Annotated in this window: 13 protein-coding genes; 7 read left to right on the top strand and 6 right to left on the bottom strand. The window is 60.2% G+C overall.

Annotated features, from left to right (window positions below):
- Positions 1-136: 136 nt before the first annotated feature.
- Positions 137-1078 carry an AEC family transporter gene (locus NHU87_RS25045; RefSeq protein ID WP_253553292.1) on the top strand — a complete coding sequence of 314 codons (942 nt, stop codon included), beginning with the start codon at positions 137-139 and terminating at the stop codon, positions 1076-1078.
- 156 nt (positions 1079-1234) lie between these two features.
- Here NHU87_RS25045 and NHU87_RS25040 read toward each other — a convergent pair whose 3' ends face one another.
- From NHU87_RS25040 to gatC, 6 genes are all read right to left on the bottom strand, one after another.
- Positions 1235-1570: a carboxymuconolactone decarboxylase family protein gene (locus NHU87_RS25040; protein ID WP_301271563.1), complete on the bottom strand. Its 336-nt coding sequence runs from the start codon at positions 1568-1570 to the stop codon at positions 1235-1237.
- Between the two features lie 41 nt (positions 1571-1611).
- Positions 1612-2673: a calcium/sodium antiporter gene (locus NHU87_RS25035; protein WP_253553286.1), complete on the bottom strand. Its 1062-nt coding sequence runs from the start codon at positions 2671-2673 to the stop codon at positions 1612-1614.
- 50 nt (positions 2674-2723) lie between these two features.
- Positions 2724-3098, bottom strand: a complete 375-nt coding sequence (locus NHU87_RS25030; protein ID WP_007901418.1) for a septal ring lytic transglycosylase RlpA family protein — start codon at positions 3096-3098, stop codon at positions 2724-2726.
- A 149-nt stretch (positions 3099-3247) separates the two neighbouring features.
- Positions 3248-4693: an Asp-tRNA(Asn)/Glu-tRNA(Gln) amidotransferase subunit GatB gene (gene gatB / locus NHU87_RS25025; protein WP_253553283.1), complete on the bottom strand. Its 1446-nt coding sequence runs from the start codon at positions 4691-4693 to the stop codon at positions 3248-3250.
- A 10-nt stretch (positions 4694-4703) separates the two neighbouring features.
- Positions 4704-6155 carry an Asp-tRNA(Asn)/Glu-tRNA(Gln) amidotransferase subunit GatA gene (gatA, locus tag NHU87_RS25020; protein ID WP_253553279.1) on the bottom strand — a complete coding sequence of 484 codons (1452 nt, stop codon included), beginning with the start codon at positions 6153-6155 and terminating at the stop codon, positions 4704-4706.
- Positions 6156-6171: 16 nt separating this feature from the next.
- Positions 6172-6459 carry an Asp-tRNA(Asn)/Glu-tRNA(Gln) amidotransferase subunit GatC gene (gatC, locus tag NHU87_RS25015; protein WP_007901429.1) on the bottom strand — a complete coding sequence of 96 codons (288 nt, stop codon included), beginning with the start codon at positions 6457-6459 and terminating at the stop codon, positions 6172-6174.
- A 210-nt stretch (positions 6460-6669) separates the two neighbouring features.
- Between gatC and mreB the strand changes: the two genes are divergently transcribed.
- From mreB to NHU87_RS24985, 6 genes are all read left to right on the top strand, one after another.
- Positions 6670-7707 (top strand): rod shape-determining protein MreB, encoded by a 1038-nt coding sequence (gene mreB / locus NHU87_RS25010; protein ID WP_002555108.1) that lies wholly within the window; start codon positions 6670-6672, stop codon positions 7705-7707.
- A gap of 142 nt (positions 7708-7849) precedes the next feature.
- Entirely contained in the window at positions 7850-8956 is a 1107-nt protein-coding gene (gene mreC / locus NHU87_RS25005) for a rod shape-determining protein MreC (protein ID WP_367399062.1), read from the top strand.
- Positions 8956-9447, top strand: coding sequence for a rod shape-determining protein MreD (gene mreD, locus NHU87_RS25000; RefSeq protein ID WP_253553272.1), 492 nt, complete (start codon positions 8956-8958; stop codon positions 9445-9447). The genes mreC and mreD overlap by 1 nt, the downstream gene beginning before the upstream one ends.
- An 89-nt stretch (positions 9448-9536) precedes the next feature.
- Entirely contained in the window at positions 9537-10133 is a 597-nt protein-coding gene (locus NHU87_RS24995; RefSeq protein ID WP_253553269.1) for a Maf family protein, read from the top strand.
- A gap of 57 nt (positions 10134-10190) precedes the next feature.
- Complete coding sequence (gene rng / locus NHU87_RS24990) at positions 10191-11648, top strand: ribonuclease G (RefSeq protein ID WP_008067330.1); 1458 nt, start codon at positions 10191-10193, stop codon at positions 11646-11648.
- A gap of 75 nt (positions 11649-11723) precedes the next feature.
- Positions 11724-15527 carry a YhdP family protein gene (locus NHU87_RS24985; protein WP_253553266.1) on the top strand — a complete coding sequence of 1268 codons (3804 nt, stop codon included), beginning with the start codon at positions 11724-11726 and terminating at the stop codon, positions 15525-15527.
- Positions 15528-15667 lie beyond the last annotated feature (140 nt).

The following is a 15667-nucleotide window of genomic DNA, read 5'->3' as shown; positions in this document are numbered from 1 at the left end:
TTGTTGCACAAATTGTGTGAACACCGAAGATCACTGTGGGAGCGGGCTTGCCCGCGATGGCGATCTACCAGACGGCAGGGGACTTGGTGGCTTATCATTAGCCCCCTAACGACGCCCACCCAAGGTTCCTCCCGGCATGCTGGCTATCTTCCTCGAAACCCTGAACATCACCGCACCGGTGTTTGCCATGCTGTTTCTGGGGGTGTTGCTCAAGCGCATCGACTGGATCAATGACAACTTCATCCATACCGCGTCGGCCCTGGTGTTCAATGTCTCCATGCCGGCGTTGCTGTTTCTGGGCATCTTGCATGCCGACCTGCATGCCGCGCTGCAACCGGCACTGCTGATCTATTTCTCGATTGCCACACTGGCGTGCTTTGCGATTGCCTGGGGCTGGGCGATCTGGAAATGCCCGCGCGAAGATCGGGGGATTTATACCCAAGGCGCGTTTCGCGGCAACAACGGCGTTATCGGTCTGGCACTGGCGGCGAGCATGTACGGCGATTACGGGATTTCCCTCGGGGCAATCCTCGCGGGGTTGGTGATCCTGTTCTACAACACGCTCTCGACCATCGTGCTCGCGGTCTACAGCCCGGTGATCAAGTCTGATCCGTGGAGCATCTGCAAGAGCGTGATGGTCAACCCGTTGATCATCAGCGTGTTTGCGGCGGCGCCATTTGCGTATTTCGAAATCGGTTTGCCGGGGTGGCTGGAAAAATCCGGGCAGTACCTGGCACAAACCACCTTGCCGTTGGCGTTGATCTGCATCGGTGGCACGTTGTCGCTGGCGGCGATGCGCAAAAGCGGCACGATGGCGCTGAGTTCCAGCCTGGTGAAGATGATCGGCCTGCCGGTGCTGGCGACACTCGGTGCCTGGCTCTGGGGTTTTCGCGGGGCGGAATTGGGGATTCTGTTTCTGTACTTCGGCAGTCCGACCGCCGCGGCCAGTTTCGTCATGGCACGAGCGGCCAATGGCAATCATGAACTGGCGGCGGCGATCATCGTGATTACCACGCTGATGGCGGCGGTCACTACCAACGTCGGGATCTTTTTGTTGCAGTGGGGTGGGTGGGTTTAACCGAAGGTTTTGCGGTGTTCTTCAAGGCCTCATCGCGGGCAAGCCCGCTCCCACAGGGATCTTCGGTGTTCACTAAATTTGATTAACAACCACTGAAACCTGTGGGAGCGGGCTTGCCCGCGATGACGGCAGAACAATCAACACAAATTCCAACGATTACTCCGGCTTCTGGTAGCTATCAATCACTTCCTGCGCCGCCCGGAACGCATCGATCGCCGCTGGCACGCCGGCATACACCGCGCAATGCAGCAGCGCCTCACGAATTTCTTCAACGGTGCAGCCGTTGTTCAGCGCGCCGCGCACATGGCCTTTCAATTCTTGCGGGCACTTCAGGGCGGTGAGCGCAGCGAGAGTGATCAGGCTGCGGGTTTTCAGCGGCAGACCTTCGCGATTCCACACACCGCCCCAGGCGTGTTCATTGACGAAGTCCTGCAACGGCTGGGTGAACTCGGTGGCGTTGCCCAAGGCGCGGTCGACGAAAGCGTCGCCCATCACTTGGCGGCGGACTTCAACCCCAGACTTTTTATCAGTGCTCACGGCAATTCCCTCTTGTGGTGTTGGCGACGCCAGGCGCGCAGCGACGTGAACAGCAAAAACGCCCCCAGCGCCGGCAAGACGAAAAACAGCATCAGGTGTTCAAGCTTGCCGGCCAGTGGCATGCCGGTGGTGAACGACACCACGTGCAGCCCATAGGCCAGGTACAAACCCAAAAACAGCAGGCCTTCGGCGCGCGTCACCCGGTAGCCGGAATAGAACACCGGCAGGCACAGCACCGCGACACCAAGCATTACCGGCAGGTCGAAATCCAGAGCGTTCGGCGAGACCGACAGCGGCGACGGCGCGATCAATGCGGTGAGCCCGAGCACGCCCAATAGGTTGAGCAGATTGCTGCCGATCACGTTGCCTACCGCGATGTCCCGCTCACCGCGCAACGCGGCGATCAACGAAGTGGCCAGCTCCGGCAGGGAGGTGCTGACGGCGACGATGGTCAGGCCGATGATCCGCTCCGACAACCCCAGGTCGGTCGCGACCGCCACCGCGGCGCCGAGCAGCAAATGCCCGGCGAACACCAGCATCGCCAGCCCGGCGACAATCATCAGCAAGCTGCTGAACCACGGTGCCTGCGGTGCGTCATGAGCGCTCGATGGCGGACGGGCCGAGTGCCGCGACTGGCGCAGCAGCAAGCCCAGGTACAGCACCAGCGCGCCCAGCAGAATAATGCCGTCTATGCGGTTCAGGTCTTCGTTCCACGCCAGTACGAACACCAGCAGGCTGGCGCCGATCATCAGTGGAATATCCAGGCGCACCAACTGCCGCGAAACCCGCAACGGAATAATCAGCGCCGAGAGCCCAAGGGTGACGAGGATGTTGAAGATGCTGCTGCCGATCACGCTGCCGACGGCGATGTCAGCGTTTTGCGCCAGGGTGGCTTGCAGGCTGACCGCCATCTGCGGTGCGCTGCTTCCGAGGGCCACGATGGTCAGGCCGATGATCAGCGGCCGCACATGCAGTCGCGCGGCCAGGCGCACGGCGGCGCGCACCATCAGTTCGGCGCCGGCGATCAGTAAAAACAGACCGCTGAACAATTCAATCACGCTGATCAGGGGTAAATCGGCAAGTCCGAAAATAGTCAGCGCTCCGTCTATCAGTCGTCGAGGGCTTGCACGCGAACTTTCGCGGTGCCACTGCGCAGCATGCCCAACTGTTCGGCCGCTTCACGTGACACGTCGATCAGGCGCCCACGAGAGTATGGCCCGCGATCGTTGACGCGCACCACGCAGGACCTGTCGTTATTCAGGTTGGTAATCTTCACCCGGGTGCCGAACGGCAACTGGCGATGGGCGGCGGTCAGGCCGTGCTGGTTGAAACGCTCGCCGCTGGCGGTGCGTTTGCCATGGTGTTTGGCGCCGTAATACGAAGCTACGCCGGTCTTGTCGTAGCCGTGTGGATCAACAACATCCGTACTGGCACAACCGGCCAGCAAAGAGAGCAGGGCGCAGGCACTGAGCAGATGCTTCATAAAGTATGTTCCCGGAACAAATGTGGGAGCGAGCCTGCTCGCGATTGGCATTCAGACAGTCAACTTTGTGTTGAGTGCCGGACCGCTATCGCGAGCAAGCTCGCTCCCACAGGGAATGGAGCCAAGTTTGAATGCTGGCTCCATTCTCATCAGCCTTCGAGCTTGCTTTTAAGCAATTCGTTGACCTGTTGCGGGTTGGCCTTGCCTTTGGAGGCTTTCATGGCCTGGCCGACGAAGAAGCCGAACATCTTGCCGCGTTTGGCTTCGTCTGCCGCGCGGTATTGTTCGACCTGCTCGGCGTTGGCCGCGAGCATTTCGTCCAGCACCGCCGAGATCGCGCCGGTGTCAGTCACTTGCTTGAGGCCGCGCTTGTCGATGATCTCGTCCGCGCTGCCTTCGCCATTGGCCATGGCTTCAAAGACCACCTTGGCGATTTTGCCGGAGATGGTGTTGTCCTTGATGCGCAGCAGCATGCCGCCCAGTTGCTCGGCCGAAACCGGCGACTGGTCGATGTCCAGGCCTTGCTTGTTCAACAGGCTGCCCAGTTCAACCATCACCCAGTTAGCCGCCAGTTTGGCGTCGCCGCCGATGCTCACGACTTTCTCGAAGTAATCGGCTTGCTCGCGGCTGGTGGCCAGGACGCTGGCGTCGTAGACCGACAGACCGAACTGTTCCTGGAAACGCTCGCGCTTCTGCGGTGGCAGTTCCGGCAGGGTGGCGCGCACATCATTGAGGAACGAGTCCTCGATGACCACCGGCAGCAGGTCCGGATCGGGGAAGTAACGGTAGTCGTTGGCTTCCTCTTTGCTGCGCATCGGACGGGTTTCGTCCTTGTTCGGATCGTACAGACGGGTCTGCTGGATCACCTTGCCGCCGTCTTCGATCAGCTCGATCTGACGCTGCACTTCGGTGTTGATCGCCTTCTCGATGAAGCGGAACGAGTTGACGTTCTTGATCTCGCAGCGTGTACCGAACTCAGCCTGGCCCTTTGGACGGATCGACACGTTGCAGTCGCAACGCAGCGAGCCTTCGGCCATATTGCCGTCGCAGATGCCGAGGTAACGTACCAGCGCGTGGACAGCCTTGACGTAAGCCACGGCTTCCTTGGCGCTGCGCATGTCCGGCTCGGAAACGATTTCCAGCAACGGCGTGCCGGCGCGGTTCAGGTCGATGCCGGTGGCACCGTTGAACTCTTCGTGCAGGCTTTTACCGGCATCTTCTTCCAGGTGCGCGCGGGTAATGCCGACGCGTTTGACCGTGCCGTCTTCCAGGGCGATGTCCAGGTGGCCCTTGCCGACGATCGGCAATTCCATCTGGCTGATCTGGTAGCCCTTGGGCAGGTCCGGGTAGAAATAGTTTTTGCGGGCGAACACGTTGTGCTGACCGATCTCGGCATCGATGGCCAGACCGAACATCACCGCCATGCGCACCGCTTCCTGGTTCAGCACCGGCAATACGCCGGGCATGCCCAGGTCAACCAGGCTGGCCTGGGTGTTCGGCTCGGAACCGAAGGTGGTGGAACTACCGGAAAAGATTTTCGACCGGGTGGTGAGCTGGGTATGGATCTCCAGCCCGATCACGACTTCCCATTGCATGTGTTTCTCCTCAGAAGCCGGTTGGGGTGCGGGTGTGCCAGTCAGTGTTCTGCTGATACTGATGGGCAACGTTCAACAGGCGGCCTTCCTGGAAATACGGGGCGAGCAATTGCACGCCGACCGGCAGGCCATCGACAAAACCTGCAGGCATGGATAAGCCCGGCAGACCGGCGAGGTTGGCGGTGATGGTGTAGACGTCTTCCAGGTACGCAGCGACCGGGTCGCTGTTCTTGGCGCCGAGCTTCCAGGCCGGGTTCGGCGTGGTTGGGCCGAGGATGATGTCGACCTCATTGAAGGCCGCCATGAAGTCGTTCTTGATCAGGCGACGGATTTTCTGCGCCTTCAAATAGTAGGCGTCGTAGTAACCGGCCGACAGCGCGTAGGCGCCGACCATGATCCGACGCTGCACTTCCGGGCCGAAACCTTCGCCACGGGAACGCTTGTACAGGTCTTCCAGGTTTTTCGGGTCTTCGCAGCGATAGCCGAAACGCACGCCGTCGAAACGCGACAGGTTGGAAGATGCTTCCGCCGGGGCGATCACGTAGTACGCAGGGATTGCGTGCTGCATGTTCGGCAGGCTGATTTCCTTGACCACGGCGCCGAGCTTTTTCAGCTCTTCAACGCTGGCCATGACCAGGTCGGCGATGCGTGGGTCGAGACCGGCGCTGAAGTATTCCTTCGGCACGCCGATGCGCAGGCCTTGCAGTGAGCCGTTGAGGCCGGCGCTGTAATCAGGCACGGGCTCGTCGATGCTGGTGGAGTCCTGCGGATCGAAACCGGCCATGCCTTGCAGCAGGATCGCGCAGTCTTCGGCGGTGCGGGCCAATGGGCCGCCCTGATCGAGGCTGGACGCGTAGGCGATCATGCCCCAGCGCGAAACTCGACCGTACGTCGGTTTCAGGCCGGTGAGGTTAGTCAGCGCGGCGGGCTGGCGAATCGAACCGCCGGTGTCGGTGCCCGTCGCCGCTGGCAACAGACGAGCGGCTACCGCAGCAGCCGAACCGCCAGACGAGCCGCCCGGAACGTGTTCCAGGTTCCACGGGTTTTTCACCGCGCCGTAATAGCTCGACTCGTTGGCCGACCCCATGGCGAATTCGTCCATGTTGGTCTTGCCCAGGGTCACGGCCCCGGCAGCAGCCAGTTTGGCGACCACGGTGGCGTCGTACGGTGCTTTAAAGTTGTCGAGCATCTTCGAGCCGCAGCTGGTGCGGATGCCCTGGGTGCAGAACAGGTCTTTGTGGGCGATCGGCGCGCCGAGCAGGGCGCCGCTCTCACCATTGGCCCGACGAGCGTCAGCGGCTTTCGCCTGCTGGAGCGCCAGGTCTTCAGTGAGGCTGATGAAACTGTTGAGCTGCGGGTCGAGCTGGGTAATACGCGCCAGCAGGACTTTGGTCAGCTCTTCGGAAGAAAACTTTTTATCGGCGAGTCCGCGGGCGATCTCGGCCAGAGTCAATTGATGCATTGCAGGCTCTTTCCCTTTAGTCGATGACTTTCGGAACCAGATACAGGCCGTTTTCGACCGCTGGTGCGATGGACTGATAGGCCTCGCGATGATTGGTTTCGGTCACGACGTCTGCACGCAGGCGCTGGCTCGCTTCCAATGGGTGGGCCAGCGGCTCGATACCGTCGGTATTGACCGCTTGCATTTCGTCGACCAGCCCGAGAATGCTGTTCAGGGCCGAAGTGATGTGTGGAAGATCGGCATCATTGAGGCCAAGGCAGGCCAAATGAGCGATTTTTTCCACGTCGGAGCGTTCAAGCGCCATGGGATTCTCCAGTGGAAAACAAAACGGACGGCGTCCGTGTGTTAGATTGTCGGAACACTACCGCATATCTACGGTCTCAAGGCCGCGATTGTGGTGCTTGGTGCACAGAAAAGCAGCCAATTTAACATATTGGCGCCTTGCCCAAAATCCCTGTCGTTGTTAGAGTTTGCCGCACTTTTTTACCCACGCGTTGCCTAGGGTCCCTTTCCCATGTTCAAGAAACTGCGTGGCATGTTTTCCAGCGATCTTTCCATTGACCTGGGCACTGCCAACACCCTTATTTACGTGCGCGAGCGCGGTATCGTCCTGAATGAGCCCTCCGTTGTGGCTATTCGGACACACGGTAACCAGAAAAGTGTCGTTGCTGTCGGCACCGAGGCCAAGCGCATGCTCGGTCGTACGCCGGGCAACATTGCTGCCATTCGTCCGATGAAGGACGGTGTGATCGCCGACTTCAGCGTCTGCGAAAAAATGCTGCAGTACTTTATCAACAAGGTTCACGAAAACAGCTTTCTGCAGCCTAGCCCTCGTGTGCTGATCTGCGTTCCATGCAAATCGACCCAGGTTGAGCGTCGTGCCATCCGTGAATCGGCCCTTGGTGCCGGTGCCCGTGAAGTGTTCCTGATCGAAGAACCGATGGCTGCTGCGATCGGTGCCGGTCTGCCGGTTGAAGAAGCTCGCGGTTCGATGGTTGTCGATATCGGTGGCGGTACCACTGAAATCGCGCTGATCTCCCTCAACGGTGTGGTCTATGCCGAATCCGTACGGGTTGGCGGCGACCGCTTCGACGAAGCGATCATCACCTACGTGCGTCGCAACTACGGCAGCCTGATCGGCGAATCCACCGCCGAGCGCATCAAACAGGAAATCGGTACGGCCTACCCGGGCGGTGAAGTTCGTGAAGTCGACGTTCGTGGCCGTAACCTGGCCGAAGGCGTTCCACGCGCGTTCACCCTGAACTCCAATGAAGTGCTGGAAGCTCTGCAAGAGTCCCTGGCCACTATCGTTCAGGCAGTGAAAAGTGCACTGGAGCAATCGCCTCCGGAGCTGGCGTCGGATATCGCCGAACGTGGTCTGGTACTGACCGGTGGTGGCGCCTTGCTGCGCGACCTCGACAAGTTGCTGGCCCAGGAAACCGGTCTGCCGGTGATCGTCGCCGAAGACCCGCTCACCTGCGTTGCTCGCGGCGGTGGCCGTGCCTTGGAAATGATGGATAAACACACCATGGATCTGCTTTCCAGCGAATAAGTCGCCGGATCGCCTCTATGCTGTTGAGCGCGCAGGCAGCACTTTGCAGTGCTGCCTGTTGCGTTTATCTTCTGTCAGTCTGCATCCAGGCCGGTTTGATGCCGTATGAATAAAGAGAACATTTGCCTGGGAGGAGCGGCTTATTAAACCGCTTTTCACCAAAGGCCCCTCACTGGGCGTGCGCTTGTTGGTGCTGGCCGTGCTATCGGTCGCGCTGATGGTGGTCGATGCCCGCTTCACACTGCTCAAGCCAGTGCGTAGCCAAATGTCGCTGGTGCTGATGCAGTCTTACTGGGTCACCGACCTGCCGCAGCGGCTATGGCAAGGTGTGGCCAGCCAATTTGGCAGCCGGACCGAGCTGGTCGCCGAAAACGAAAAACTTCAAACCGAAAACCTGCTGTTGCAGGGGCGCATGCAAAAGCTGGCCGCCCTGACCGAGCAGAACGTTCGGCTGCGCGAGTTGCTCAACTCTTCCGCGCTGGTCAACGAAAAGGTCGAAGTGGCCGAGTTGATCGGCATGGACCCCAACCCCTTTACCCATCGGATCATCATCAATAAAGGTGAGCGCGACGGTGTGGTCCTCGGTCAGCCGGTGCTCGATGCCCGTGGCCTGATGGGGCAGGTGGTGGAGTTGATGCCATACACCTCCCGCGTACTGTTGCTGACCGACACCACCCACAGCATTCCAGTGCAGGTGAACCGTAACGGTCTGCGGGCGATCGCCAGCGGCACCGGTAACCCGGAACGCCTTGAGCTGCGGCATGTGGCCGATACCGCCGACATTAAAGAAGGCGATCTGCTGGTCAGCTCCGGCCTCGGTCAGCGTTTCCCGGCGGGTTACCCCGTGGCGACGGTCAAGGAAGTGATTCACGATTCCGGTCAGCCGTTCGCCATCGTCCGTGCGGTGCCGACCGCTGCGTTAAACCGCAGCCGTTATCTGTTGTTGGTATTCAGTGACGGGCGCACACCTGAGGAGCGCGCCAATGACGCCGCCCAGGCTCAGGAAGCGCTGGACCAGCATGGCGGTGGGCCGATCATTCCCGCGACCGTGCCCAAACCTGCCGTGTCGGTGATACCGGCTGCCGTGGCGGCTCCGGCTGTTCCGGCGGCTGCACCTGCTGCCGCGACCCCGGCAAAACCTGTCGCTGCCCATGCTGCCGGCAAGCCACCCGCGTCGGCCCCCGCTGCCGTGAAGCCTGCTGCCAAACCGCCTGTCTCCGCGCCGGCCACCACTGGGGGAAGAGAATAATGGGTGGTGCAACTTCCTCCCGAAACGGCTGGATGGTCTGGTTGACCTTCGCCATCGGCATGCTGCTCAGCGTTTCGCCGTTGCCGCAGTTCATGGAAGTGCTGCGTCCTCTGTGGCTGGCCTTGCTGTTGGCCTTCTGGGCGTTGGCCCTGCCACAGAAAGTCGGCATGGTGACTGCCTGGTGCCTGGGGCTGGCCGAAGACGTGCTGTATGGCACGTTGCTGGGCCAGAACGCGTTGATCCTCACGCTCATTACCTTCCTGGTGCTATCGCTGCAACAGCGCCTGCGCATGTTCCCGATGTGGCAACAGAGCCTGGTGATCCTGGTGATCTTCGGCCTCGCCCAACTGGTTCAGTTGTGGCTGAGCGCCCTGACCGGCAATCGTCAGCCGACCCTGGCGCTGGTGTTGCCGGCACTGGTCAGCGCGTTGCTCTGGCCTTGGATCAGCTACGGTTTGCGCGGTTTGCGTCGACGCTACAAAATCAATTAATTCGGTCAGGCATGTGCTCGCACCGGTGCCCTGTCTCGACAAAAAGGAACAGTATTTGTGAGACAGGGCGCTAGCAGGGAGATGTCTTGATGAAACAGCTGTACCTCGCCTCAGGCTCGCCGCGTCGGCGTGAACTACTCACGCAGATCGGCGTGTCGTTCTCCGTCATCAGCGCGGACATTGATGAATCCCCTTTACCTGAAGAATGCCCATCGGCCTATGTCGAGCGTCTGGCGCGCGGCAAGGCCGAGGCCGGGCATGGCACGGTCGTGTCCGACGCGGATTTCTGCGTGCTGGGTGCCGACACCGCCGTGGTGCTGGACGGGAAAATTCTCGGCAAGCCGGTGGACGAAGCCGACGCATGCGCCATGCTTATGCTGTTGTCCGGGCGCGAACATGAAGTGCTGACAGCGATTGCGGTGCGCGATGGCGCGCGTTGCGAGTCTTTGGTGGTGCGCAGTCTGGTGCGTTTTCGCACCATCGACTGCGACGAAGCAGCGGCCTACTGGGCCAGCGGCGAACCCCGGGACAAGGCTGGCGGCTATGGGATTCAAGGACTGGGCGCGGTGTTCGTCGCCGGGCTCAACGGCAGCTATTCGGCGGTGGTCGGATTGCCCCTGTGCGAAACCTGCGAGCTGCTCGGCCATTTCGGCATACCCTGTTGGCAAACCCTTAACGCGCGCTGAGCGTCGTACTGACAAGATGCGGCCATTATCGTGAACATGCCTGAACGAGACCCTGCCATGAGTGAAGAGATCCTGATCAACATCACGCCGATGGAATCGCGCGTGGCGGTGGTCGAAAACGGTGTGCTGCAAGAGGTCCACGTCGAGCGCACGCAAAAGCGCGGGATCGTCGGCAACATCTATAAAGGCAAGGTCGTGCGGGTATTGCCAGGCATGCAGGCCGCCTTCGTCGATATCGGTCTGGACCGCGCCGCGTTCATTCATGCCTCGGAGATTTCCCTTCGCGAAGGCCCGACGGTGGAAAGCATCAGCGCGCTGGTTCATGAAGGTCAGAGCCTGGTGGTGCAAGTCACCAAGGACCCGATCGGTTCCAAAGGCGCACGCCTGACCACGCAACTGTCGATTCCGTCGCGCTATCTGGTGTACATGCCGCGCACCGCCCACGTCGGCATTTCCCTGAAGATCGAGGACGAAGCCGAGCGCGAACGTCTCAAGCAAGTGGTTACCGACTGCGTGGCCAAAGAAGGCATCAAGGAAGCCGGCGGTTTCATTTTGCGCACCGCTGCAGAAGGGGCCGGGGCCGATGAAATCCTCATGGACATCCGCTACCTGCGCAGGCTCTGGGACCAGATCAACGAACAGATCAAAACCATCAGCGCGCCGAGTGTGATCTACGAAGACCTCGGCCTGGCGCTGCGCACCTTGCGTGACCTGGTGAGCCCGAAGATCGAAAAGATCCGCATCGACTCCCGGGAAACCTTCCAGAAAACCACGCAATTCGTCGCCGAACTGATGCCGGAAATCGCCGACCGCCTGGAGCATTACCCCGGCGAACGACCGATCTTCGACTTGTACGGTGTCGAAGACGAAATCCAGAAAGCCCTGGAACGCAAGGTGCCGCTCAAGTCCGGCGGTTATCTGGTGGTCGATCCGGCGGAAGCCATGAGCACCATTGACGTCAACACCGGGGCCTTTGTCGGTCATCGCAATCTCGAAGAAACCATCTTCAAGACCAACCTCGAAGCCGCCACCGCCATTGCCCGTCAGCTGCGTCTGCGCAACCTGGGCGGGATCATCATCATCGACTTCATCGACATGGAAGATGAAGAACATCAGCGTCAGGTGTTGCGCACCCTCGAGAAGCAACTGGAACGCGATCACGCCAAGACCAACATCATCGGCATCACCGAGTTGGGCCTGGTGCAAATGACCCGCAAGCGCACCCGCGAAAGTCTTGAGCAAGTGCTGTGCGAACCGTGCAGCAGTTGCCAGGGGCGAGGCAAACTCAAGACTCCGGAAACCGTGTGCTACGAGATCTTCCGCGAAATCCTGCGCGAGGCCCGGGCTTATCAGGCAGAAGGCTATCGCGTGCTGGCAAATCAGAAAGTGGTCGACCGTTTGCTCGATGAAGAATCGGGCAACGTCGCCGAGCTCGAAGGCTTTATCGGGCGCACCATTCGGTTCCAGGTGGAAACCATGTATTCCCAGGAACAATACGACGTGGTGCTGCTCTGAATCGTTGTGTTTCACCTGTACTAGAACGGCTGGCCTCAGCTTTTTGCAGTATTTTTGCCATGGGAGCCAACTGACATGGAACGTCTGACACGCATTTTGGCCGCACTGACCCGCTGGGGTCTGGGCCTGTGTGCGTTGGTTTTAGTGCTGATGGCGCTGTTCGTCAGCCTCGGCCGGGAACTGACGCCGCTGGTGGCCGAGTACCGTACCGACGTCGAAGACAAAGCCAGCGATACCTTGGGCATGCCCCTGCGGATCGGCACGCTTGAAGGCAGCTGGAGCGGCCTCGCCCCGGTTCTGCTGGCCCATGACGTAATGGTCGGCGAGGGCTCCAATGCCTTGCGCCTGGATCAGGTGCGCGCGGTGCCGGATCTCTGGGCCAGCCTGCTGGCACGCGAAGTGCGCATCGCACATCTGGAACTCAACGGCCTGAAGATCAGCCTCAAAGAAGGTGAAGACGGTCATTGGGCGCTGGAAGGGTTGCCGGTGCAGCAGGACCAGCCGCTGAATCCGGAGCAACTGCTCAATCGCATGCAGATGGTTCAGCAACTGTCGGTGCTCGACAGCCAGATCACCTTGCAGCCATTGAGAGAATCGCCGCTAACCCTGACGTACGTCGGCCTGAATCTGAAAACCGGTCCATCCCGCCAGCGGCTCGATGCCCGACTGACCCTGCCCGACGGCCAACCGGTTGCGATGAGCCTGCGTACCCGTTTGCGCGCCGCCCAATGGAAGGACGGCGAAGCGGACGCTTACCTGAGCCTGCCGCAGAGTGATTGGTCAAAATGGTTGCCCGAGCGCCTGACCCAGCAATGGAATTTTTCCGAGATCAAGGCCGGTGGCGAGCTCTGGGCAAACTGGAGCAAGGGCACTCTGCAAAGTGCCGCGATCCGTTTGAACGCGCCGCAACTCAAGGGTGCCTATGCTGAGCGCAAGCCGATCCAGATCAATAATCTGGCGCTGAACGGGTATTTTCAGCGCAGTTCCACAGGCGTCCAGATGACCCTGGATTCTCTGGCCATGAGCCTGGGCGACAGCCGCTGGGAATCGAAACTGCAATTTCAACAAACTGCCGCGACAGACAAGGCGCCAGAGCTCTTGCATCTGCAAGCCGACCGTCTCGATCTCACACCGCTCACTCCGCTGCTGAACGCACTGGGCCCACTGCCCGAAGGTGTCGCCACGGCGGTCGAGCGCCTCAAGGTCACCGGTGTTTTGCGCAATGTGCTGATTGACGTGCGACCGAAGGCGACCGATGACAGCATATTCAGCTTTGCCGCCAATCTGGAAAAAGTCGGCTTCGACGCTTATCGCGGTGCACCGGCGGTGCGAAATGTCAGTGGCAGCATCAGCGGCGACCTCGGGCAGGGCGAGTTGCGCATGGACAGCAAGGATTTCTCCCTGCACCTGGACCCGCTTTTCGCCAAGCCATGGCAGTACATTCAGGCCAATGCCCGGTTGACCTGGAAACTCGACAAAGAAGGTTTCACCCTGATCTCGCCTTACCTGAAGGTGTTGGGCGAGGAGGGCAAGATTGCCGGTGACTTCCTGATCCGCCTGCATTTCGATCACACCCAGGAAGACTACATGGACCTGCGGGTCGGCCTGGTCGATGGCGACGGTCGCTACACCGCCAAGTATCTGCCGACGGTTCTCAGCCCGGGGCTGGACGAATGGCTGCGCACCGCGATTCTCAAAGGCGCGGTGGATGAAGGCTTCTTCCAGTACCAAGGTTCGCTGAACCACGGCGCCGCCGATACGGCGCGCAGCATCAGCCTGTTTTTCAAGGTTCACGATGCCGAGCTGGCGTTTCAGCCGGGCTGGCCGCATGTCAGCAAGGTCAGCGGCGATGTGTTCATCGAAGACAGCGGCGTGCGGATCCTCGCCAGCAAGGGCCAATTGCTCGACACCCACGTCCGCGATGTCTACGTCAATATTCCGCGTGCGCCTGTCGGGCAGAGTCCTCATCTATTTCTCGACGGTGCGTTCGCTGGCGGGTTGGGCGATGGCCTGAAAATTTTGCAGGAAGCGCCGATCGGCACCGCCGACACGTTCGCTGGCTGGGAAGGCGAGGGCGATCTACAAGGCAAGCTCAAACTGGATATCCCGCTGGTCAAAGGCGAGCAGCCGAAAATCCTCGTCGACTTCAAGACCGCCAAGGCCCGTTTGAAGCTCAGTGAGCCCACCCTGGAACTGACGCAACTCAAGGGCGATTTCCGTTTCGACAGCACCAAAGGTCTGAGCGGGCAAAAGATCACGGCGCGAGCCTTCGACAAACCGGTGACCGCACAAATATTCGCTCAAGGCAGCCCGGGCAAGCTCAACACTCGGGTCGCGGCGGCGAGTGAGGTCGAGGTCAAAAAACTGACTGAATGGCTGAATGTCACTCAGCCATTGCCGGTGACGGGGACGATTCCTTATCAACTGCAACTGAACCTTGATGGCGCCGACAGTCAATTGATGGTCAGTTCCAATCTCAAAGGTGTGGCGGTGGATTTGCCGGCACCATTCGGCATGGCAGCCGATGTCGGGCGCGATACCGTGTTCCGCATGACCCTGCAAGGAGCCGAGCGGCGTTACTGGGCCACCTATGGTGAACTGGCAAGCTTCACGTTTGCGGCACCGACCGCCAATTTCGCCGACGGTCGCGGCGAGTTGCTTCTCGGTGGCGGCAGTGCGGTGTTGCCCGGTGCCAAAGGCTTGCGCGTGCGTGGCGTACTGTCCGAGCTGGATATTGCCCCTTGGCAGGACCTGATGAACAAATATGCTGGCCAGGATCCGGGCGGCAGTGCCAAGCAGTTGCTCAGTGGCGCGGATTTGAAGATTGGCAAGCTCAGCGGTTTTGGCACCACCCTCGATCAGGCGTCGGTGAAGTTGGCACGCAAACCGGCCGCATGGGCCCTGCAACTCGATAGTCAGCAGGCCAAGGGCAGCGTCGCAATTGCCGATGCGAAAGCCGCACCGATTGCGGTCAATCTGCAATATGTACGTTTGCCGGCACGAGACCCTGCGGCGCTGGCTGACGAGAATTCGCCGGATCCGCTGGCCACGGTGGACCCGACGAAGATTCCGGCGTTGGATCTCACCATCAATCAGCTGTTCCAGGGGCCGGATCTGGTGGGCGCGTGGCACCTGAAAGTTCGACCGACCCCCAAGGGCATTGCCTTCAATGCCCTTGATCTGGGCCTCAAGGGCATCCTCTTGCGGGGCAGCGGTGGCTGGGAAGGCATCCCGGGTAATTCCAGCAGTTGGTATAAGGGCCGAGTCAGTGGCAGGAACCTTGCCGACGTGCTCAAGGGCTGGGGTTTTGCACCGAGCGTCACCAGTGAAGAATTTCATATGGATGTCGATGGTCGCTGGCCTGGGTCACCCGCGTGGCTGGCGACCAAACGCTTCTCCGGCAGCCTTGATGCGTCACTGAATAAAGGTCAGTTTGTTGAAGTCGAGGGCGGTGCTCAGGCGCTACGGGTATTTGGTCTGCTCAACTTCAACTCCATCGGGCGCCGCTTGCGCCTGGACTTTTCCGACCTGTTCGGCAAAGGCTTGAGTTATGACCGGGTCAAAGGCCTGCTGGTCGCCAGTAACGGGGTCTACGTGACCCGTGAACCCATTCTGCTGACCGGGCCGTCGAGCAATGTGGAGCTCAACGGCACGCTGGACCTGGTGGCTGATCAGGTCGATGCCAAGTTGTTGGTGACTTTACCGGTGACCAACAATCTGCCGATTGCCGCGCTGATCGTCGGTGCACCGGCCATCGGCGGGGCGCTGTTCCTGATCGATAAGCTGATCGGTGACCGCGTGGCGCGCTTTGCCAGCGTCAAATACACCGTCAAAGGCCCATGGAAAGAACCGAAAATCACCTTCGACAAGCCTTTTTGAATTCTTTTGAAAAAGCACTCTTTGGGCCTATGGAGTAGCATGTCCCTACGTTCTAATGCACCTGTAGGAGCGAGGCTTGCCCGCGAACCGACGCGCCACGGTGCGTCAGGAAAGACGCCTTCGCGGGCAAGCCTCGCTCC

The sequence above is a fragment of the Pseudomonas mandelii genome, from assembly GCF_024138395.1.
Taxonomy (GTDB): Bacteria; Pseudomonadota; Gammaproteobacteria; order Pseudomonadales; family Pseudomonadaceae; genus Aquipseudomonas; species Aquipseudomonas mandelii_E.
Note: the sequence above shows the minus strand (reverse complement) of the source record. Positions and strands in the feature narration are given on the sequence as shown.

What these genes read in the sequence shown, in the direction of transcription:
- NHU87_RS25045 (WP_253553292.1), top strand. Translation starts at nt 137, where the DNA reads ATGCTGGCTATCTTCCTCGAAACCCTGAACATCACCGCACCGGTGTTT.
- mreB (WP_002555108.1), top strand. Translation starts at nt 6,670, where the DNA reads ATGTTCAAGAAACTGCGTGGCATGTTTTCCAGCGATCTTTCCATTGAC.
- NHU87_RS24995 (WP_253553269.1), top strand. Translation starts at nt 9,537, where the DNA reads ATGAAACAGCTGTACCTCGCCTCAGGCTCGCCGCGTCGGCGTGAACTA.
- rng (WP_008067330.1), top strand. Translation starts at nt 10,191, where the DNA reads ATGAGTGAAGAGATCCTGATCAACATCACGCCGATGGAATCGCGCGTG.
- mreD (WP_253553272.1), top strand. Translation starts at nt 8,956, where the DNA reads ATGGGTGGTGCAACTTCCTCCCGAAACGGCTGGATGGTCTGGTTGACC.
- gatC (WP_007901429.1), bottom strand. Translation starts at nt 6,459, where the DNA reads ATGGCGCTTGAACGCTCCGACGTGGAAAAAATCGCTCATTTGGCCTGC.
- NHU87_RS24985 (WP_253553266.1), top strand. Translation starts at nt 11,724, where the DNA reads ATGGAACGTCTGACACGCATTTTGGCCGCACTGACCCGCTGGGGTCTG.
- NHU87_RS25040 (WP_301271563.1), bottom strand. Translation starts at nt 1,570, where the DNA reads ATGGGCGACGCTTTCGTCGACCGCGCCTTGGGCAACGCCACCGAGTTC.
- gatB (WP_253553283.1), bottom strand. Translation starts at nt 4,693, where the DNA reads ATGCAATGGGAAGTCGTGATCGGGCTGGAGATCCATACCCAGCTCACC.
- gatA (WP_253553279.1), bottom strand. Translation starts at nt 6,155, where the DNA reads ATGCATCAATTGACTCTGGCCGAGATCGCCCGCGGACTCGCCGATAAA.
- NHU87_RS25030 (WP_007901418.1), bottom strand. Translation starts at nt 3,098, where the DNA reads ATGAAGCATCTGCTCAGTGCCTGCGCCCTGCTCTCTTTGCTGGCCGGT.